Annotated in this window: 18 protein-coding genes and 1 rRNA gene; 11 read left to right on the top strand and 8 right to left on the bottom strand. The window is 69.1% G+C overall.

The annotated features are described in order from the left end of the window. Nucleotides 1–939, bottom strand: a 16S ribosomal RNA gene (locus tag HOQ08_RS12400); the annotation flags it as partial. A 437-nt stretch (nucleotides 940–1,376) separates the two neighbouring features. Between HOQ08_RS12400 and HOQ08_RS12395 the strand changes: the two genes are divergently transcribed. Next, the gene (locus HOQ08_RS12395; RefSeq protein ID WP_291195268.1) at nucleotides 1,377–1,829 is read left to right on the top strand and encodes a DUF192 domain-containing protein; all 453 of its coding nucleotides are present in this window, start codon (nucleotides 1,377–1,379) and stop codon (nucleotides 1,827–1,829) included. Between the two features lie 208 nt (nucleotides 1,830–2,037). Here HOQ08_RS12395 and HOQ08_RS12390 read toward each other — a convergent pair whose 3' ends face one another. Beyond that, nucleotides 2,038–2,229: a rubredoxin gene (locus tag HOQ08_RS12390; RefSeq protein WP_291195265.1), complete on the bottom strand. Its 192-nt coding sequence runs from the start codon at nucleotides 2,227–2,229 to the stop codon at nucleotides 2,038–2,040. Between the two features lie 89 nt (nucleotides 2,230–2,318). Here HOQ08_RS12390 and thiE point away from each other — a divergent pair, with 89 nt between their 5' ends. Genes thiE through HOQ08_RS12375 form a run of 3 tightly spaced genes read left to right on the top strand, consistent with a single transcriptional unit; the run spans nucleotide 2,319 to nucleotide 4,860 of the window. Further along, on the top strand, nucleotides 2,319–2,960 hold the full coding sequence (thiE, locus tag HOQ08_RS12385) for a thiamine phosphate synthase (protein WP_291195262.1): 642 nt from the start codon (nucleotides 2,319–2,321) through the stop codon (nucleotides 2,958–2,960). After that, on the top strand, nucleotides 2,957–4,246 hold the full coding sequence (gene hemL, locus HOQ08_RS12380) for a glutamate-1-semialdehyde 2,1-aminomutase (RefSeq protein WP_291195259.1): 1,290 nt from the start codon (nucleotides 2,957–2,959) through the stop codon (nucleotides 4,244–4,246). The genes thiE and hemL overlap by 4 nt, the downstream gene beginning before the upstream one ends. After that, complete coding sequence (locus HOQ08_RS12375; protein WP_291195256.1) at nucleotides 4,243–4,860, top strand: HAD family phosphatase; 618 nt, start codon at nucleotides 4,243–4,245, stop codon at nucleotides 4,858–4,860. The genes hemL and HOQ08_RS12375 overlap by 4 nt, the downstream gene beginning before the upstream one ends. A 7-nt stretch (nucleotides 4,861–4,867) precedes the next feature. Here HOQ08_RS12375 and HOQ08_RS12370 read toward each other — a convergent pair whose 3' ends face one another. Together HOQ08_RS12370 and HOQ08_RS12365 are read right to left on the bottom strand one after the other, a co-directional pair. Continuing rightward, a complete protein-coding gene (locus tag HOQ08_RS12370; protein ID WP_291195253.1) occupies nucleotides 4,868–5,287 on the bottom strand; it encodes a VOC family protein in 420 nt (139 codons plus the stop codon). Beyond that, nucleotides 5,284–6,528 carry an acetylornithine/succinylornithine family transaminase gene (locus HOQ08_RS12365; RefSeq protein ID WP_291195250.1) on the bottom strand — a complete coding sequence of 415 codons (1,245 nt, stop codon included), beginning with the start codon at nucleotides 6,526–6,528 and terminating at the stop codon, nucleotides 5,284–5,286. The genes HOQ08_RS12370 and HOQ08_RS12365 overlap by 4 nt, the downstream gene beginning before the upstream one ends. 187 nt (nucleotides 6,529–6,715) lie before the next feature. Here HOQ08_RS12365 and HOQ08_RS12360 point away from each other — a divergent pair, with 187 nt between their 5' ends. Further along, complete coding sequence (locus HOQ08_RS12360) at nucleotides 6,716–8,368, top strand: FAD-dependent oxidoreductase (RefSeq protein ID WP_291195247.1); 1,653 nt, start codon at nucleotides 6,716–6,718, stop codon at nucleotides 8,366–8,368. An 18-nt stretch (nucleotides 8,369–8,386) separates the two neighbouring features. Here HOQ08_RS12360 and HOQ08_RS12355 read toward each other — a convergent pair whose 3' ends face one another. Beyond that, nucleotides 8,387–9,208, bottom strand: coding sequence for an NAD(P)-dependent oxidoreductase (locus HOQ08_RS12355; protein ID WP_291195245.1), 822 nt, complete (start codon nucleotides 9,206–9,208; stop codon nucleotides 8,387–8,389). A 128-nt stretch (nucleotides 9,209–9,336) separates the two neighbouring features. Between HOQ08_RS12355 and HOQ08_RS12350 the strand changes: the two genes are divergently transcribed. Then, nucleotides 9,337–10,260, top strand: coding sequence for an ABC transporter ATP-binding protein (locus HOQ08_RS12350; RefSeq protein ID WP_291195242.1), 924 nt, complete (start codon nucleotides 9,337–9,339; stop codon nucleotides 10,258–10,260). After that, nucleotides 10,257–11,660, top strand: coding sequence for a hypothetical protein (locus tag HOQ08_RS12345; protein WP_291195239.1), 1,404 nt, complete (start codon nucleotides 10,257–10,259; stop codon nucleotides 11,658–11,660). Before HOQ08_RS12350 ends, HOQ08_RS12345 begins: the two co-directional genes overlap by 4 nt. A 34-nt stretch (nucleotides 11,661–11,694) precedes the next feature. Here HOQ08_RS12345 and mpl read toward each other — a convergent pair whose 3' ends face one another. Further along, nucleotides 11,695–13,050: a UDP-N-acetylmuramate:L-alanyl-gamma-D-glutamyl-meso-diaminopimelate ligase gene (mpl, locus tag HOQ08_RS12340; protein ID WP_291195236.1), complete on the bottom strand. Its 1,356-nt coding sequence runs from the start codon at nucleotides 13,048–13,050 to the stop codon at nucleotides 11,695–11,697. Between the two features lie 190 nt (nucleotides 13,051–13,240). Then, the gene (locus HOQ08_RS12335) at nucleotides 13,241–13,825 is read right to left on the bottom strand and encodes an adenylate kinase (protein WP_291195232.1); all 585 of its coding nucleotides are present in this window, start codon (nucleotides 13,823–13,825) and stop codon (nucleotides 13,241–13,243) included. Nucleotides 13,826–13,993: 168 nt separating this feature from the next. On the opposite strand from HOQ08_RS12335, the gene HOQ08_RS12330 reads away from it, so the two are divergent. The 3 genes from HOQ08_RS12330 (at nucleotide 13,994) to HOQ08_RS12320 (ending at nucleotide 18,003) form a co-directional block, all read left to right on the top strand. After that, complete coding sequence (locus HOQ08_RS12330; protein ID WP_291195229.1) at nucleotides 13,994–15,250, top strand: 6-phosphofructokinase; 1,257 nt, start codon at nucleotides 13,994–13,996, stop codon at nucleotides 15,248–15,250. Nucleotides 15,251–15,375: 125 nt separating this feature from the next. Then, nucleotides 15,376–15,771, top strand: coding sequence for an RcnB family protein (locus HOQ08_RS12325; protein ID WP_291195226.1), 396 nt, complete (start codon nucleotides 15,376–15,378; stop codon nucleotides 15,769–15,771). 189 nt (nucleotides 15,772–15,960) lie between these two features. After that, a complete protein-coding gene (locus tag HOQ08_RS12320) occupies nucleotides 15,961–18,003 on the top strand; it encodes a sodium-translocating pyrophosphatase (RefSeq protein ID WP_291195223.1) in 2,043 nt (680 codons plus the stop codon). A 112-nt stretch (nucleotides 18,004–18,115) separates the two neighbouring features. Here HOQ08_RS12320 and HOQ08_RS12315 read toward each other — a convergent pair whose 3' ends face one another. Continuing rightward, on the bottom strand, nucleotides 18,116–19,291 hold the full coding sequence (locus HOQ08_RS12315) for a hypothetical protein (protein WP_291195220.1): 1,176 nt from the start codon (nucleotides 19,289–19,291) through the stop codon (nucleotides 18,116–18,118). Between the two features lie 109 nt (nucleotides 19,292–19,400). Between HOQ08_RS12315 and HOQ08_RS12310 the strand changes: the two genes are divergently transcribed. Then, nucleotides 19,401–19,859 (top strand): GntR family transcriptional regulator (locus HOQ08_RS12310; RefSeq protein WP_291195217.1); only part of this gene is annotated, 459 nt, incomplete at its 3' end.

Genomic DNA, 19,859 nt, shown 5'->3' with positions numbered 1-19,859 from the left:
CCGCTTGTGCGGGCCCCCGTCAATTCCTTTGAGTTTCAGTCTTGCGACCGTACTCCCCAGGCGGCGAACTTAACGCGTTAGCTTCGACACTGATCTCCGAGTTGAGACCAACATCCAGTTCGCATCGTTTAGGGCGTGGACTACCAGGGTATCTAATCCTGTTTGCTCCCCACGCTTTCGTGCCTCAGCGTCAGTGTTGTCCCAGATGGCCGCCTTCGCCACTGATGTTCCTCCCGATCTCTACGCATTTCACCGCTACACCGGGAATTCCACCATCCTCTGACACACTCTAGCCTCCCAGTATCCACTGCCATTCCCAGGTTGAGCCCGGGGATTTCACAGCAGACTTAAGAAACCGCCTACGCACGCTTTACGCCCAGTAATTCCGATTAACGCTTGCACCCTTCGTATTACCGCGGCTGCTGGCACGAAGTTAGCCGGTGCTTATTCCTCAGGTACCGTCAGTCCCGCCGGGTATTAGCCGACAGTGTTTCGTTCCTGATAAAAGTGCTTTACAACCCGAAGGCCTTCTTCACACACGCGGCATTGCTGGATCAGGCTTGCGCCCATTGTCCAATATTCCCCACTGCTGCCTCCCGTAGGAGTCTGGGCCGTGTCTCAGTCCCAGTGTGGCTGATCATCCTCTCAGACCAGCTATCGATCGTCGCCTTGGTGGGCCTTTACCCCGCCAACTAGCTAATCGAACATCGGTCCATCCAACCGCGCGAGGTCTTTCGATCCCCCGCTTTCTCCCGTAGGACGTATGCGGTATTAGCGTAAGTTTCCCTACGTTATCCCCCACGTCTGGGCAGGTCCCGATGCATTACTCACCCGTCCGCCACTCGCCACCCGGTATTGCTACCTGTGCTGCCGTTCGACTTGCATGTGTTAGGCATGCCGCCAGCGTTCAATCTGAGCCAGGATCAAACTCTTCACTTAAGTTTTCGACCGGCCGAAGCCGATCTATCTTTCTGAAGCGTTCTTCCCAACCGTAAACGTCAAGCTTTTGAATTGACTCTTAGGTTGGACGCTTGCATTTGTGGACAGTCATCCATCCACCGCAAGGCGCCCACACAAGTCACCTGCGCACACTGTCAAAGATCAACCACTTGCGATTCTTTCTTCGAATCGCCCCGAAACCTTTCGTCCCGGGTGAGCCGCCCATTCTACATCCCTTTCTCTGTCCGTCAACACCTGCGCCGAAAGTTTTCACTGCGCGGGGACTGGAGAAACGCCTTCGCGAGGGCGCTCGTCGAAGGGGCGAGAATCATAGCGCTCCCGGTGCTCCCTGTGAAGGGGGCGTAGAGCTTTTTCTCGCTCGGCTGCACGCAATTCAACCGCTACACTCAAGCGCTCCCCTACGAAGGATCGGTGCGATGAAACCAGCCTTGTTCGTGCCTCTGCTGCTGGCAGCCGCCGGCTGCGCCGTGGCGGCGCAGCGCTCACCCGCGCCGGCGGTGGACCTGCACGGACACCGCTTCTCCACCGAGTTCGCTACCGACGACGCCAGCCGCGAGCGTGGCCTGATGATGCGTACCGAACTGCCTGCCGATCACAGCATGCTATTCGTCTTCCCGGACTCCGAGCCGCGCTGGTTCTGGATGAAGAACACGCTGGTGCCGCTGGACATCCTTTATTTCGATGCCGACCGCAAGCTGGTCTCGATGCAACTGGACGTGCCGCCGTGCAAGGCCGACCCGTGCCCAAGCTATCCGAGCGACGCGCCAGCGCGCTACGTCCTCGAGCTGGCGGCTGGCACGGCGCGGAGCATCGGGGCGCAGACGGGTGATGCGCTGACCATCGAGGGTGATGTCGGCAGCGTGCGCTGAGCGGTCGCGCCGCGCCGGCAAGGCAGGTCGATCCGGTAGGGAACCAGCCGCGACGGATCGAGCCGCTCCAGCATCTCCCACTCGTCTTCGAAAGGAATGAACTGCTGCATGGCGTGTCCTCCTGTGGATGCGCACATGCATCAAAGCAAACGGCCCGGTCCGTACGATGACGGAACCGGGCCGTTTGATGACGGGCGCGGGGCGCGAATCAGTCGATCTCGACCATCTCGAAATCGTCCTTGGTGGCGCCGCAGTCGGGGCAGGTCCAGGTGTCGGGCACGTCCTCCCAGCGTGTGCCGGGCTCGATGCCCTCTTCAGGCAGGCCCAACACCTCGTCATAGATGAAGCCGCAGACGACGCACATCCATTTGCGCAGCGCGGCGGGTTGTTCGGTACTCATCGGCTTAGGTCTTCGTCCGCAATCGAATGGGACATTCTCGCAACTCCCCCGCCGCAGCGGAAGCTGGGCGGATCACCGCAGGACTTCACATGCCCGGCTTCACATCATGCGGCCTGTACGCCATCACCGGCGGCCCGCACGCCCAGGCTAACCTGCTCGCCGATGTGCAGCAGGCGCTCGCCGGCGGCGCGCGGATGTTGCAGTACCGCGATCTCAGCGACGACCACGCACGGCGATTGGCAGAAGCGCAAGCGCTCAAGCGCCTGTGTGACGCACACGGCGTGCCGCTATTGATCAACGGCGATGCGTCGCTCGCCCAGGCGGTGGGCGCGGCCGGCGTGCACCTGGGCGAAACCGCCGAGGAGATCACGGGCGCACGCGCACGACTGGGACACCGCGCCATCATCGGCGTGTCCTGCTCCGATTCGCTCGAACTCGCCCGCCTGATGGTGGCGGCGGGCGCCGACTACATCTCCTTCGGCGCGTTCTTTCCCTCGCCGACGCTGCCGCACGCGCGGGTGGCACCGGTCGAGCTGTTGAGGCAGAGCGCCGCACTGGGCGTGCCGCGGGTGGCGATCGGCGGCATCACGCCGGAGAATGGCGCCGCCCTGGTCGAAGCGGGCGCCGACTACCTCGCCGTCATTTCCGCGCTGTTCGGCGCCGCCGACGTGCGCGATGCGGCGCAGCGCTTCGCCGGCCTCTACCCGTCCCCGAACCGGAACCTTGCATGAGCACCAACCACGAACTCTTCCAGCGCGCGCAGCGCCTGATGCCCGGCGGCGTGAATTCGCCGGTGCGCGCCTTCAAGTCGGTCGGCGGCGAGCCGTTCTTCACTGCGCGTGCCGAGGGTCCCTACCTGTGGGACGTGGAAGGCACGCGCTACATTGATTACGTCGGTTCATGGGGACCGATGATCGTCGGCCACAACCATCCCCGCGTACGTGAGGCAGTGGAGCGCGCCGTTCGCGACGGCCTCTCGTTCGGCACGCCCTCGCCGGCCGAGGTCACCATGGCCGAGACCATCGTGCGCCTGGTGCCTTCGATGGACATGGTGCGCATGGTCAACTCCGGCACCGAGGCGACGATGTCGGCAATCCGCCTGGCGCGCGGCGCCACCGGTCGCAGCAAGATCGTGAAGTTCGAAGGCTGCTATCACGGCCATGGCGACAGCTTCCTGGTCAAGGCCGGCTCCGGCGCGCTGACCTTCGGCGTGCCGACCTCGCCGGGCGTGCCCAAGGCGGCCGCCGATCTCACCCTCACCCTGCCCTATAACGACCTGGCCGCCGCCGAGGCGCTGTTCGCCGAGCAGGGCGCGGACATCGCCGGGCTGATCATCGAGCCGGTCGCCGGCAACATGAACTGCATCCCGCCGAAGAGCGGCTATCTCGAAGGCCTGCGCGAGCTGTGCACGCGCCATGGCGCGCTGTTGATCTTCGACGAGGTGATGACCGGCTTCCGCGTGGCGCTCGGTGGCGCGCAGGCGCACTACGGCGTGGCGCCGGACCTGACCACCTTCGGCAAGGTGATCGGCGGCGGCATGCCGGTGGGCGCCTATGGCGGCCGGCGCGAGCTGATGGAGCAGATCGCCCCGGCCGGCCCGATCTACCAGGCCGGCACGCTCTCGGGCAACCCCGTGGCGATGGCGGCCGGGCTGGCGATGCTGGAGCTGATCCAGGCGCCGGGCTTCCACGATGCGCTGGCTGCACGCACGCGGCTGCTGTGCGACGGCCTGCAGGCGGTGGCCGATGGCGAAGGCGTACCGTTCAGCACCAACCGCGTGGGCGGCATGTTCGGCCTGTTCTTCACGAGCGAGAAGGTGACAAGCTACGCGCAGGCCACCGCGGCCGACACGGCGTTGTTCAACCGCTTCTTCCACGGCATGCTCAAGCGCGGCGTGTACCTGGCGCCGAGCGCGTTCGAGGCGGGCTTCCTCTCCAGTGCGCACGGCGAGCAGGACGTCGCCGACACGCTGCAAGCCGCGCGTGGCGCGCTGCGCGAGGCCAGGGCCGCGGCGTGAAGCCGCCGATCGGCTGTGTGCTGTTCGATCTGGACGGCGTGCTCGCAGACTACGACCGCGGCGTGCGCGTCGCCACGCTCGCCCGGCACCTGGACCGCAGCGCCGAGGCCGTGCACGCGGCGATCTACGCCTCCGGCATCGAGGATGCCGCCGACGCCGGCCGGCTCGACACGCCGGCCTACCTCTCCGCACTCGGGCGCGAGCTCGATTGCCGGGTCGATGCGGATGCCTGGGTCGATGCACGCCGGTCCGCGACCCACGTCCGCCAGCCGATGCTGGCGCTGGCCGGCGCGCTGCGCGAACGCGGCATCACGGTCGCCGTGCTGAGCAACAACGGCAGCCTGATGGCGGAACGGTGGCCGGCGATCGCGCCGGCGCTGTTTCCGCTGTTCGAGGGCCGTGCGTTCTGCTCCGCGCGGCTGGGTGCGGCCAAGCCCGTGCCGGCGGCCTATCTGCGCTGCCTCCAGACATTGGCGATGCTGCCCGCGACCACGCTGTTCGTCGACGACAACGCCGCCAACATCGACGGAGCCCGCGAGGCCGGCCTGGCCGGCCACCGCTTCGTCGACCGACCGACCCTGGTGGGCGCGCTGGCCGGGTTCGGCCTGGATTGAGGCTTTCCTACCAGGTGCCGGTGTTCGGCATCGACGCCCACGGCTCCTGCGGCGGCAGGTGGCCTTCCTGCAGCAGCTCGATCGAGATCAGGTCAGGCGAGCGGACGAAGGCCATGTGGCCATCGCGCGGCGGACGGTGGATGGTGTAGCCCATGTCCTTCAGGCGCTGGCAGGTGGCGTAGATGTCCTCCACGCGGAAGGCCAGATGGCCGAAGTTGCGCGCCGAGCCATAGTCTTCCTCGGAACCCCAGTTGTACGTGAGTTCGATCTCCGCCTCCGGACTGTCCGGCGCGGCGAGGAACACCAGCGTGTACTTGCCCTCGGGTACGTCCTTGCGGCGCACCTCGCGAAGACCCAGGCCTTCGCCGTAGAAGCGCAGCGAGGCGTCCAGATCGCGCACGCGGACCATGCTGTGCAGGTATTTCATGGCGTCTCCTCAGCGGGTGCGGCGAGAAAGGCGGTGAGCGCCGCGCGCAGGCGGTCCAACCCTTCGGCCAGTTCCTCGTCGGTGATGGTCAGCGGCGGCAGCAGGCGCAGCACGTCCGGGCCGGCCTGCAAGAGCAGCACACCGTGTGCGGCGGCCATGTCAAGGATCGCCGCTGCCTTGCCGTGGTGAGGCCCGGCCAGCGCGGCGCCGAGCATCAGCCCGCGGCCGCGGATCTCCTCGAACAGGCCCAGTTCGGCGTCGATGGCGGCCAGGCCGTGGCGCAGCTCGTTGGCCTGGCGTTCGACGTTGAGCAGCACCGCGGGCGAGCCAAGCTTGGCCAAGGCCACGCGCGCCACCGCGGCAGCCAATGGATTGCCGCCGAAGGTGGAACCGTGCGCGCCCACCTGCATGATCTGGGCGACCTTCGCCCCGGCCAGCATGGCGCCGATCGGAAAGCCGGCGCCGAGCGCCTTGGCGAGGGTCACGATGTCCGGCACGACCTCGTCCTGGGCGTGCGCGAACAGGGTGCCGGTGCGGCCCATGCCGCACTGGATCTCGTCCAGCACCAGCAAGGCGCCATGGCGGTCGCACAGCTCGCGCACATGCCTCAGAAAGCCCGGCGCGGCGGGTCGCACGCCACCCTCGCCCTGCACCGGCTCGAGCATCACCGCGGCGACGTCGCCAGGCGCGAAGGCTGCCTCCAGCGCCGCCACGTCGTTGAAGTCGATGTAGCGGAAACCGCCGGGCAGCGGCTCGTAGCCTTCCTGGTACTTCGGCTGCGCCGTGGCGGTGACCGTGGCCAGCGTGCGGCCGTGGAAGGAGCCGCGGAAGGTGACGATCACGCGCCGCCCGGCCTCGCGCCCCTGCGCCGCAGCCCAGCGCCGCACCAGCTTGATCGCCGCCTCGTTCGCCTCGGCGCCGGAGTTGCAGAGGAATACGCGCTCGGCAAAACCGGATGCCTCCACCAGCTCCTGCGCGAGCTTGAGCGGCGGCTCGGTATAGAACACGTTGCTGGCGTGCCAGAGCTTGTGCGCCTGCGCGGTGAGCGCGGCAAGCAGGTCCGGGTCCTGGTGGCCGAGGCCGTTCACCGCGATGCCGGCGCCGAAGTCGACGTAGTCGCGGCCTTGCGTGTCCCACAACCGCGCCCCGCGGCCGTGGTCGAGCACCAGCTCGCGCGGGCGGTACACCGGCAGCCAGTAGCGCCGGGCCAGATCGATGAGGGATGCGTCGTGCGCTGACATGACTATCTCCGGCGGCGCCGGGCGCCGTCGCGACATGGATCGAAGGGATGCGGCCGGGGCGCCGCCTGCGCATGCTAGCACCGCGCGCCGGAGCGCCGAACCGGCACCCGGGCCAGGCAACGCGCTGACGCCGCCGTGTCCTTATACTCCGCCCCGCCGGGGGGCGCGTGACGGGGAGGGGACAGGGATGGTCATCGATTTCCTGGACGAATCGGCGCCGGCCGACCAACGGGCCGACATCTGCATCGTGGGCGCGGGCGCCGCCGGCATCGCCATGGCGCACGCCTTCGTCGGCACGCCGTTGCGGGTGTGCCTGGTCGAGAGCGGCGGCTACGGCGGCGAGGAGCGCAACCAGGCGCTGTACGAAGGCCACTCGATAGGATCGCCGGCTTTCGATCCGCTCAATTCGCGCATGCGCGTATTCGGTGGCAGCTGCAATCTATGGGGCGGCGGCTGCATGCCGCTGAGCGCGATGGACCTTGGTCCGCGCGACTGGGTGCCGCACAGCGGCTGGCCGCTTTCGCCTGCGGAACTGGCACCCTATTACCAGCGCGCGCGCGCGTTCTGCGGCCTCCAAGCCCATGCGCTCGACGGCGACCGCTTCCTCACTCCGCCGCAGCGGCCCCCGGTTCCCTTCGCCGGCACGCTGGTCAACCAGATCTTCGTGCGCAGCCCGGTGCTGTTCGGGCAGGCCTACCGCGCCCAGCTGGAACGTGCGGCGAACCTCACCGTGCTGTTGCACGCCAACCTGCTCGAGCTGGAGCCGGCGCCGGACGGTGCTTCGGTACGGCATGCGCGTATCGGCTCGCTCGCCGGCCGGCGCGGCACGGTGCGCGCGCGCCATTACGTGCTGGCCTGTGGCGGCATCGAGAACTCGCGGCTGCTGCTGTTGTCCGATTCGTTGCTGCCGCAGGGCCTGGGCAACCGGCACGACCTGGTCGGCCGCTACTTCATGGACCATCCCAGCGGCAAGCTGGGCACGCTGCACGCGAACGCCGTCGAGCGGCTGGCGCGGCCCTACGACCGCCAGCTGGGCAAAGGCACCGCGCCGCCGTTTCCGGAAATCGCCTTGTCCGAACAAACCCAGCGCGCGCATCGGCTGTTGAGCGGCCGCGTGCATCCATTCGCCGTGGAAGGCCCCGTGCCGCCTGGCCTGCGCGCACTGCGCGGCCTGCGCGCGGCGATGCGGCCGCGGCCGACGGACGAGAACGGCGACCTCGAGGCGCGCCTGTGCGCGGCGATGCGCAGCGAAGCCCCGCCCGAGGCCGGGCCTGCGCAGGCGGGCGAGTCGCTGGGCAAACTGGCGCTGCAGGTGGGGATGGGCGCGGGCGATGTGGTGCGGGCATTCGGCCGCAAGCTGGCGGACCAGCCGGTGGTGCGCACCAGCCATGTGGAGCTGGTCGGCTATTTCGAGCAGGCGCCCAATCCGGCCAGCCGCGTCTGCCTGGGCGAGGAGCGCGATGCGCTCGGCCAACGCAAGGTCCGCATCGACTGGCGCCTGACGGAACTTGACCGCCACACCTATCGCGCCTCCGCCAGCCTGTTCGGCAACGAACTGGCGCGCGCCTGCGGTGGCCGCTTCGAACCCGAGCCCTGGCTGGCCGGCGACGACATGCCCGCGCGGGTACGAGGCACCGCGCACCACCTGGGCACCACGCGCATGGCCGACGATCCACGCCAGGGTGTGGTCGACCGCCACTGCCGCGTGCATGGCGTGGACAACCTGCACGTCGCCGGCAGCTCGGTGTTCCCCACCGGCGGCTGGGCCTTCCCGACCTTCACCATCGTCGCGCTCAGCCTGCGCCTGGCCGACCGCCTGCAGGCGATGTGCGTGGCCTAGAGCCGGGCACGTCCGGGTTCAGTCCAGAAACAGGTCCGGCAGCAGGGGTGCGCCCGGCGCCACCGCATAGCGGTCGAAGGAGACCAGGCCCTGCTCGCGCAGTATCTCCTCGTCGAGCGCGAAGTGGCCGGTGTAGGCCTGTGCCGGCCGCGTCAGGATCGCATGGGCGGCATCGGCGACGATCTCCGGCCGACGGCACTGTTCCGGCCGCACGCCGTCGATCATGGCGATCGCCGCAGTGGCGATCACGGTGCGCGGCCACAGCGCGTTGACCGCGATGCCCAGCGGCGCGAATTCCGCGCTCATGCCCAGCACGCACAGGCTCATGCCCATCTTGGCGATGGTGTAGGCGGTGTGCGGCGCGAACCACTTCGGGTCGAGGCTGGGCGGCGGGGCCAGCATCAGCACGTGCGGGTTGGCCGCGCGTTGCAGATGCGGCAGGCAGGCCCGGGTGACCAGGAAGGTCCCGCGTGTGTTGACCTGCTGCATGAGGTCGAAGCGCTTGATCGGCGTGTCCGCCACGCCGGCAAGCCAGATCGCGCTGGCGTTGTTGACCACGATGTCGATGCCGCCGAAGCGCTCGACGGTCTGCGCCACGGCCGCGTCCACCTGTGCCTCGTCGCGGATGTCGGCCTTGAGCGCGAGCGCCGCACCGCCCGCCTCCTCCACCGCCGCGGCGGCGGTGTGGATGGTGCCCGGCAGCTTCGGGTTGGGCACGCCGCTCTTGGCGGCGATCGCCACGTTGGCGCCATCGCGCGCGGCGCGCAGGGCGATCGCCAGGCCGATGCCGCGCGAGGCGCCGGTGATGAACAGGGTCTTGCCGGCCAGCGTGTCGTTCATGGGCGAGTGGCGCGATTGGGGTCGGGACAGGATACGCCGGTGGCCGCGCCCGGCCGGATGACAAGGGTCACTGGACGCGCCGGCCATACGCCTTCAGAGTGCGCCCGTCACCACGGGAGCCGCCGCCGATGGGCACGCTCGTACCTTTTCCCGTCCAGCCCGCCGCGCAGGCGGCCACGCCAGCGCCGGTGCTGCGCGTCGGCGGCCTGCGCAAGACCTACGAGCGGCGCGAGGTGCTTTGCGGCGTCGATTGGGAGGTGCCGGCAGGGCGCGTGATCGGCCTGCTCGGACGCAACGGCGCGGGCAAGACGACGCTGCTGCGCTGCCTGCTCGGGCTGGTGCCCATCGATGCCGGCGCTATCGAGCTGTTCGGCGCGACGATGGCCGAACCGGGTGGCGAACGGTTGCACCGGGTCGGCTTCGTGCCGCAGAACTTCGAGTTGTTCCCATGGATGAAGGTCAGCAGCTACCTCGACTTCACCGCCGCCTTCTACGCGCGCTGGAACCACGCGCTGGCAGGGCGCCTGCTGCAGGAATGGGAGCTCGATCCCAAGCAGAAGATCGGCCGGCTCTCGCAGGGCCAGCGACAGAAGCTCGCCATCATGCGCGCGATCGCCCCGGAGCCGGACCTGCTGGTGCTGGACGAGCCGGTCGCCAGCCTGGATCCGCAGGCACGCCGCGCCTTCATGGCCGAACTGCTGGCGCTGATGGGCGGCCCGGGCAAGACGGTGATCTTCTCCACCCACATCACCGCCGACCTGGAGCGCGCCGATGCCGACATCGCGTTGCTGCGCGATGGCCGCATCCAGTTCACCCGCCCGCTGGCCGAGCTGAAGGCGCGGCTGTGCCATGCGGTGCTCAATCGCCCGGCGGGCTGGAGCACGCCACCCGCGCTGGCCGGCGCGATCAAGTCGCGCATCGCCGGCACCAGCCTGCACCTGCTGCTGGAAGACGTGCCGCCGGAGCGGCTGCACCAACTGGCCAAGGACGAGGACGCCAGCCTGCGCATCGAGATGCCCACACTGGAAGACCTGTTCGTGGAACTGGCATGAGGGCGATCGTCCAGTTGTGGCTGCTGCCGTGCCGGCAGATGCCGCTGCTGGGCGTGCTCGCCCACTTGCTGTGGCTGGCCGCGCTGGCGTGCCTGGCATGGATCAGGCCACATGCCGACGGCGCCGCCCTCGGCGCCGGGCTGGTGGCGATGGGCAGCTGGTTCTGGCACATGGGCCTGGGTGCCGCGCTGCGTGGCGCGTGCCAACCGGAAAACTTCCTGCTGCCGGGGTTCCGGCGCCGCCTGGCCGGACTGGGGCTGGCCGACGCGGCCGTCTGGGTGGGCGTGCCGGCCGCGCTGGCGCTGGCCCTGGGCGTGCCGCATGCCATGCTCGGCGCCAGCCTGCTCCTGCTCGCCGCCGCAATGGGCTTCGCCATGGGCGTGGAGCGCTGGATCAGCCTGCTGTTCTGGCCGCTGCTGGTGCTGGCCGGTTGGATGCCCGGCCTGGTCGGCGCGATCGTGCACGACGCGCTCGGATCGCCGTTGACGCTGCCGTTGTTGCTGCTGACGGCGGTGCTGCTGTTGCGGCTTGCGTTGCATCCCATGCTGCAGATCACCGACCGCCCGCCGGATGCCTCGCCACTGGAAGGGCTTAGCCTCGGGCGCAGCACCGCGGCAGACACGGCCACGCGGCGCAGTGCGCTGGGACGGCGCTTCGAAGGCTGGTTCGACGCGATCGCACAACGGGCGCTGGCGCTGGCGCTGATGCGTTACCGCGAGGAGCCATCCGCGGCACGGCGCCGCGCGCTGGTGCGCCGCCTGCTGCTACCGCACGACAACGCGGCCGCACTGGTGCTGCGCATTGCGATCATGGCGGTGTTCGCCGCGCTGTACGTCGTGGTGGCGATGCATCGCCAGCACTTCAACGCGACCGTGGTGGGCGCCTACGCCGTGCTGATGGCGCTGGCGCGCTTTCCGCAGATCGGTCGCGGCATGCAGCGCATGCGCCCGAACCTGGCCGACCTGTACCTGACGCTCGCGCCCACCACGCGCACCCAATACCAGCAGATGCTGGCCAGCGCACTGCTGGTGCTCGTGCCCATCGGCACGCTCACCGCGCTGGCCTATACCGCCCTGGGCATCGTGCTGACGCGCGCCGACCAGCCAGGACTGATGCTGCTGGTCACGCTGATCGTTGCCACCGGCGGCGGCCTGGTCGCACTGGGCGTGCACCTGGTCGGGCCGCAGGGTACGGTCGGCCGGCAGCTGGTCAACGCCGCGGTACTGGCCGGCACGATGGCCACGTACTGGGGCGGCGCCTGGCTGGTCGATGCGCTCGGCTACCTGTTCGGTGGCGGGCTGCTGGCGCTGATCACGCTGGGCTTCGGGCTGGGCGTGTGGTTCGCTTCGCAGCGCGAGTACCTGCAGCGCGAGCCGTGCTTCGACGCGCCGCTGGCGTGAGCTCGGCCCTCCCCCACGGGGAAGGGAGCAACACTCAGCGCAGTGCCTCGACGAAACGCCGTGGCGCGTTTTCGAAGCCGCCGTTGGACATGAACACCACGTGGTCGCCCGGGTGGACTTCGGCACGCAGCGCATCGATCAGCGCCGCCACCGTAGGCGCAGTGCGGCCACGGCCGTCCAGTGCATCGGTGACGCGGGCCGCATCCCAGGGCAGTTCGGGCCGATGCAGGAACACCACCGCGTCGGCGTCGGCCAGCGAGGGCGCCAGGCCGGCCGCGTGCGCGCCCAGGCGCATCGAATTGGAGCGCGGTTCCAGCGCGACCAGGATGCGTGCCTTGCCGACTTTCGCGCGCAGGCCCGCCAGCGTCGTGGCGATTGCGGTCGGGTGATGCGCGAAGTCGTCATAGACGCGTACGCCACCGACCTCGCCGACCTGCTCCATCCGCCGCTTGACGCTTTCGAACCTGGCGAAGGCGGGCAGCAGCGTGCGCGGATCGGCGCCCGCCGCCGACGCTGCAGCCAGTGCAGCCAATGCATTGAGCACGCTGTGCCTGCCCAGCAGCGACCAGCGCACCTCACCGACGGGCTCGCCGCGGTACTGCACGGCAAAGACCGAACCGTCCGCCTCGATCAGGCGAGCCTGCCAGTCGCCCGTGCCGATGCCGAAGGTTTCCACCGGCGTCCAGCAACCCATCGCCAGCACCTCGGCCAGCGCCGCGTCGTGCGCGTTGACGATCAGCCGCCCGTTGCCCGGCACCGTGCGCACCAGGTGGTGGAACTGGCGCTGGATCGCGGCCAGGTCCGGGAAGATGTCCGCGTGGTCGTATTCGAGGTTGTTGAGGATGGCGATGCGGGGGCGGTAGTGCACGAACTTCGAGCGCTTGTCGAAGAACGCGGTGTCGTACTCGTCCGCCTCGATCACGAACGGCGCCTGCGCCTGCCCCAGCCGCGCCGAAACCCCGAAGTTGCCCGGCACGCCGCCGATCAGGAAACCGGGTTCCATTCCGCCGCTGTCCAGCAGGTGCGCCAGCAGGCTGGTGGTGGTGGTCTTGCCGTGCGTGCCGGCGACGGCCAGCACCTGGCGGCCGGCCAGCACCGTTTCGCCCAGCCATTGCGGACCGGAGACGTAGCGCAGGCCTGTATCAAGCATGTGCTCCACGGCCGGGTTGCCGCGCGTCATCGCATTGCCCACCACCACCAGATCGGGCGCAGGCTTGAGGTGTTCGGCCGTATAGCCGTCCATCAGGCGGATGTCCAATGCCTCGAGCTGGGTGCTCATCGGCGGATAGACGGCCGCATCGGAACCCTCGACCGTGAGATTCAGCTCGCGCGCAAGCGCGGCGACGCCGCCCATGAAGGTGCCGCAGATGCCGAGGATGTGCAGGCGCATGTCTTGAGAACCCTCCCTCTCGCCGGATTGGGCTTCCCTCTCCCGCCGGGAAAGGGGCTGGGGGTGAGGGTACAGGGCTTGCGGGGAGTGGGGCTTCGGAGCCAGGAGCGTTCTCGCTCCGCCCGCCCGCTCACCCCGACCTTCTCTCCCTTGTTTGATAAAGGACGGGGGAGAGGGAGCCAAAGGCGCTTCAGCCGTTGGCGGCGGCCGATTCGCGCTCCAGCGCGCGCTTGATGCGGGCGGTGATTTCGTCGAGCGAGCCGACGCCGTCGACCACCTGCAGCTTGCCGCGCCTGGCGTAGAAGTCGGCCACCGGCGCGGTCTGCTCGGCGTACACGGACAGGCGCTTGCGCACCGTCTCGGGGTTGTCGTCGGCGCGGCCTTCGGCCTGGAAGCGGATCTGGCAGCGGCCGACGATCGCCTCGCCGGGCACCTCCAGCTTGACCACCGCGTCCAGCGGCTGGCGGATGCGCGCGAGCAGGTGGTCCAGGGCGTCGGCCTGGGCCAGGTTGCGCGGGTAGCCGTCGAGGATGAAGCCGTTGCGCGCGTCGTCCTGGGCCAGGCGCTCTTCCAGCATGCCGAGCAGGATGTCGTCGGAGACCAGTTGGCCGGCGTCCATCACCGCCTTGGCCTTCAGCCCCAGCGGCGTGCCCGCGGCGACCGCGGCGCGCAGCATGTCGCCGGTGGAGATGTGCGGTACGTTGAGGTCGGCTTTCAGCCGCGCGGCCTGCGTGCCTTTGCCCGAACCGGGCGCACCGAGTAGGACGAGTCGCATAATGCTCCGGGGCGTGAGGTCCGCGCGCACGCTGCGGCGGTTCGCCAGATTTCACCCAAGGGTTGTCAAAGTACCGTCTGCACCCGGTGCAGTCAAACCAAGTTACGGCGCACTTTGCGCCAAGTCACTGTTCCGCAAGGGCTCATGCCCAAGCCATGGAGATCGTGCATGCCTTCCCGTTCCAGCCGTCTGCTCTATGCCCAGTCCGGCGGCGTCACCGCGGTGATCAATGCCACGGCCGCCGGCGTCGTCGAAGCGGCACGCGCGCAGGGCGTGCAGGTGTACGCGGCGCGCAACGGCATCCTGGGTGCGCTGCGCGAGGACCTGATCGACACCGGCAAGGAAGCGAAGGCAGCGATCGCCGCGCTGCGCCACACGCCCGGCGGCGCGTTCGGTTCCTGCCGCTACAAGCTCAAATCGCTGGAGGCCAACCGTGCCGAGTACGAGCGGCTGATCGAGGTGCTGCGCGCGCACGACATCCGCTGGTTCCTCTACAACGGCGGCAACGATTCGGCCGACACCGCGCTGAAGATCTCGCAGCTGGGCAAGGCGATGGGCTACGACATCCGTTGCATCGGCGTGCCCAAGACGGTGGACAACGACCTGGCGGTGACCGACTGCTGCCCCGGCTTCGGCTCGGTGGCCAAGTACACCGCCGTGTCGGTGCTGGAAGCAAGCCTGGACGTGGCCTCGATGGCCGATACCTCGACCAAGGTATTCATCCTCGAAGTGATGGGCCGCCACGCCGGCTGGATCGCTGCCGCCGCAGGCCTGGCCGGCGAAGGCGCGGATGCGCCGCCGCACGTGATCCTGTTCCCCGAGAACGTGTTCGACGAGGCCGCTTTCCTGGCCAAGGTCAAGGCCACGGTCGAGCGCGTGGGCTGGTGCACGGTGGTCGCCTCCGAGGGCGTGCGCGATGCGGCCGGGCGCTTCCTCGCCGAGGGCGGCACGCGCGACGCCTTCGGCCATGCGCAGCTGGGCGGCGTCGCGTCGGTGCTGGCGCAGTTGGTCAAGGACCGGCTCCAGTACAAGGTGCACTGGGCGCTGCCCGACTACCTGCAGCGCTCGGCGCGGCACCTGGCCTCGGCCACCGACGCGGAACAGGCCTACGCGGTGGGACGCGCGGCAGTCGACTACGCGCTGGCGGGGATGAACGCGGTGATGCCGGTGATCGTGCGCACCTCCGATTCACCCTACCGCTGGAGGATCGAGCCGGCCGAACTCAAGAAGATTGCCAACCGCGAGAAGAAGCTGCCGAAAGGCTTCATCAGCCGCGACGGTTTCGGCATCACCGCGGCGGCACGGCGCTATCTGTCGCCGTTGATCCGCGGCGAGGCGCCGCCGCCCTACGGCAAGGACGGCCTGCCCGCCTATGCCGCCCTGCGCAACGTCGCGGTAGCCAAGCGCCTGCCTGCCTTTCCCTGAGGCGGCAGGCGTCGCTTCCTTGCTGAGCATCACGTGAAAGCCGCGTGGACGCGGCTACCATGCGTTCAGACGCAGATTCCTACGCTGCGGATCACCCGGGCCTGTGCCCGGCCAAGGAGACACTCATGAAATTCCTGCTGAGCACGCTGCTGGGCCTGTCGCTGCTGGCTGCGAGCGGCGCAGTGCTGGCCGACCAGGATCACGGCCATGGCCACGGTCACGGCCGCGGCCATGACGACCAGGGCCAGCAAGACGACGACTGGCACGACGGCGACCAGGACCGCGGCGACTGGCACGACAACGGCCACGGGCATGGCCACTACGACAACGGCTGGCATGGCCGTCGCCACCATTGGGAGCGCGGCAATCGCTACGACGGCCCGATCGTGGTCGTGCGCGACTACGAGAGCTATCGGCTGCGTCCGCCGCCGCGCGGCTACCACTGGGTGCGCGACGACGACGACAACTACGTGCTGGTCGCCATCGCCACAGGCATCATCCTGGACTACGTGCTGCACTGAGGTAGCAAGGGCCGGCCAAGCGCCGGCCCTTCTTCATCCAAGCCCCGCCTGACGCCGGCGCTGCGGCGCACAACAGGCAATCACATCTCCCCTGCCTATACTCGTTAAGGCTGCCGACCAGGCGGCCAGGGCGAGCTGCCCGTGAGGCAACCCGCCATCCGCGGTATCACTCACCTAGGGAGGCACCGAATGCTGCAGCAGGACGGTATGTGGTTGTGGATCGCGCTGGGGTGCGCGGTCGTGGCGATTCTCTACGGATTGTTGTCGGTACGTTGGGTGCTCGGCCGCTCGGCGGGCAACGAGCGCATGCAAGCCATCGCCTCGGCCATCCAGGAGGGCGCGCGCGCCTACCTCAACCGCCAGTACGGCACCATCGCGCTGGCGGGCATCGTCCTGCTGGTCCTCATCGGTTTCTTCCTGAGCTGGTACACCGCGGTCGGCTTCCTGATCGGCGCGGTGCTTTCCGGCGCCACCGGTTACATCGGCATGAACGTCTCGGTGCGCGCCAACGTGCGCACCGCCGAGGCCGCGCGCAGCGGCATCCGCGCGGCGATGGACGTGGCCTTCCGCGGCGGCGCCATCACCGGCATGCTGGTGGTCGGCCTGGCGCTGCTGGGCGTCACCGGCTACTGGCTGGTGCTCAACAAGCTCGGCGTGCCCGACCCGCTGCACCCGCTGGTGGGCCTGGCCTTCGGCAGCTCGCTGATCTCGATCTTCGCGCGCCTGGGTGGCGGCATCTTCACCAAGGGCGCGGACGTGGGCGCCGACCTGGTAGGCAAGGTGGAGGCCGGCATTCCCGAAGACGATCCGCGCAACCCGGCGGTGATCGCCGACAACGTGGGCGACAACGTGGGCGACTGCGCCGGCATGGCCGCCGACCTGTTCGAGACCTATGCGGTGACGGTGATCGCCACCATGCTGCTGGGCGGCCTGATGTTCGCCGCCGACCCGCACGCGGTGCTCTACCCGCTGGTACTCGGCGGCGTGTCGATCATCGCTTCGATCATCGCCACCTTCTTCGTCAAGGTGCGCGAGGGCGGCTCGATCATGGGCGCGCTGTACAAGGGCGTGATCGTGTCGGCGGTGCTCTCGGCGGTGGGCTTCTGGTTCGTCACCCGCATGCTGCTGCCGCAGGGGCTGCCGACCGCAGGCGGCAGCATCGCCAGCATGGCGATCTTCTGGTGCGCGCTGATCGGCCTGGCGCTGACCGGCCTGATCGTGTGGATCACCGAGTACTACACCGGCACGCAGTACAAGCCGGTGCAGCACATCGCGCAGGCGTCGACCACCGGCCACGGCACCAACATCATCGCGGGCCTGGGGGTGTCGATGAAGGCTACCGCCTGGCCGGTGATCGTGGTCTGCGCCGCCATCTGGGGCGCCTTCCACCTCGGCGGCCTGTACGGCATCGCCATCGCCGCCACCGCGATGCTGTCGATGGCCGGCATGATCGTGGCGCTGGACGCCTACGGACCGATCACCGACAACGCCGGCGGCATCGCCGAGATGGCGGACCTGCCGCCGGAAGTGCGCGGCATCACCGACCCGCTGGACGCCGTGGGCAACACCACCAAGGCGGTGACCAAGGGCTATGCGATCGGCTCGGCCGCGCTCGCGGCGCTCGTCCTGTTCGCCGACTACACGCACAACCTTGCGGCGAACAACGCAGGCGCCTCCTTCGCCTTCGACCTGTCCGACCACATGGTAATCATCGGCCTCTTGATCGGCGGCCTGATTCCCTACCTCTTCAGTGCCATGGCGATGGAAGCGGTCGGCCGCGCGGCCGGCGCCGTGGTGGAGGAAGTGCGCCGGCAGTTCCGCACCATCGCCGGCATCATGGAGGGCACCGGCAAGCCCGATTACTCGCGCGCGGTGGACATGCTCACGCGCTCGGCCATCCGCGAGATGATCGTGCCCTCGCTGCTGCCGGTGGCGGTGCCGATCGTGGTCGGCCTGCTGCTGGGGCCGAAGGCGCTGGGCGGCGTGCTGATCGGCACCATCGTCACCGGCCTGTTCGTGGCCATCTCCATGACCACCGGCGGCGGCGCCTGGGACAACGCCAAGAAGTACATCGAGGACGGCCACCACGGCGGCAAGGGCTCGGAGGCGCACAAGGCGGCGGTCACCGGCGACACCGTGGGCGATCCGTACAAGGACACTGCCGGCCCGGCGGTCAACCCGCTGATCAAGATCATCAACATCGTCGCCCTGTTGCTGATCCCGTTGCTGTAGCGCGTCGCGCCCTGCCCTGCCCTGCAGCCGAGGGTCCGGGCGCACGCCGTTCCAGCCAAAAACCCAGGACAAAGGCCCGCCTGCGCGGGCCTTTGTCTTTATGGGGTTCGGATCACGGCCCGATCGGCACCGCCATGAACGCGGAGGCCACCGACCCTTCGGCGTTGAGCGCCTGCCCGGTGATCCGCCCGGCATCGTCGATGTCGTTGGCGAAAAGCAGGTGGTCGAAGTAATCCGGCGCGAGCAGCGTATTGAGATCCCTCATCACGCCGTTCTCCCACAGGAAGGCGCGTAGCCCTGCCGTGCCGCCGTACGATAGCCCGACCACCTGGCCGCGGTCGTTGATGCCCAGCGCCTGGCTGCGCGTATCGCCGGGCAGGGTGCCCAGGTCCCGCATGCCGCTTCCGCGGGTCCACAGGAACGCGTGCTCGTGGAACCTGCCCGGCGTGGCGCCACCCGGCACGTTGGCGAAACCCACCACCTCGCCGTGCTGGTTGATCGCGACGGGCGTATTCCAGGCCACGCCGCCCAGGTCGCCCAGCCGCACGATCCGTCCTTGCTCCCACATCACCGCGTGCCGTGCCGTGAAGCGCCCGACCGCCTGGTCGCAATCGCCCGAGATGCCCACCACCTGGCCGCGGTTGTTGATCGCCACCGCCGAGCCGGAGCTGTCGCCGTCGAGCAGGGGCAGGGTGCGCACCTGGTCCTTGCCCGGTCCCCAGACCACCGGCAGGAACTGCAGCACCTGGCCGGATCGCGGATCGCACGTCGGGTCGCGCCTGGCCGTCTCGGCCCATCCCACGACCTGGCCGACATCGTTGATGCCGGCGGCAAAGCCGTTGTTGCCGCCCAGCGTGGGCAATGCCCGCTTGCGGCCCCATTCCCACACCACGCCCAGGCAGGTATGGCCGGTCGCACTCGGGAAGAACGCCGAGCAGCTCCAGCTCTCGCCGTTCGGGTCGAGGCGGTCGGTCTCGGCCACGCCGGCGATCAATCCGTAGTTGTTCTTGGACGGGAACACGACAGCGCTGTTGGGCCCGCCGAGGGTGCCAAGGTCGAAGGTGGAACCGGCCAGCCAGGCGGTGGCATGCGTGCTTTGGTCGCCCGGCAGGTTGGAAAAGCCGGCGATCAGGCCGAAGTCGTTGATGCCCGCGCCGGCGCTGGACGTGCCGCCGAGCGAGCCCAGGTTGTGGACCCGGTACCTGCCGCTGTTCGCCGCGGCGGCCAATGGCAGGGCCAGGACGGCCGCGCAGGCGGCGGCCAGGAGTACGTGCGGAACCGGGCGCATGGCATCTCTCCTAGTGTGGTGGGGCGGCAGGCGAAGGCTGGCCCCGGCGCGGGGCGCGCGGAAGGTCCACTTTCGCGACGGCTGCTGGTCCGGTTCCGACGACGCCGCCATGCGCATGCACCGCGCTACACTCGGGCGCATGCGCCGCTGGGAACTCACCCTCTCGCTCGACCCCGCGCTGCCGCAGCCGCTGTTCCTGCAGCTCGCGCAAGCCGTCACCGACGCCATCCGGCGGGGCCGGCTCAAGCCCGGCGAGGCGCTGCCGGGCACGCGAGAGCTGGCGGGGCTGCTCGGCCTGAACCGCAACACGGTGGTGGCCGGCTATGCCGAACTGGCCGCCGAAGGGCTGGTGAACGCGCGCGTGGGCGGCGGCACCTTCGTTGCCGCCCAGATCCCTGCACCCCGGCCAAGGGCGGGCGCGGGCGACCCGGCCCCCACGTTCGACCTGGCTCCGCCGCTGCCGCTGCCCCCGCCCTACCCCAGCCCGGCGCCGGGCGCGCTTGCCATTTGCAACGCGATGCCGGACGCCCGCCTGTTTCCCGCGCAGGCGCTGGCGCGCGCGTTCCGG

It is taken from the genome of Frateuria sp. (assembly GCF_013362045.1).
Taxonomy (GTDB): domain Bacteria; phylum Pseudomonadota; class Gammaproteobacteria; order Xanthomonadales; family Rhodanobacteraceae; genus Frateuria_A.
The sequence above is the reverse complement of the archived record's forward strand: the minus strand, read 5'-3'. Positions and strand labels throughout refer to the sequence as shown.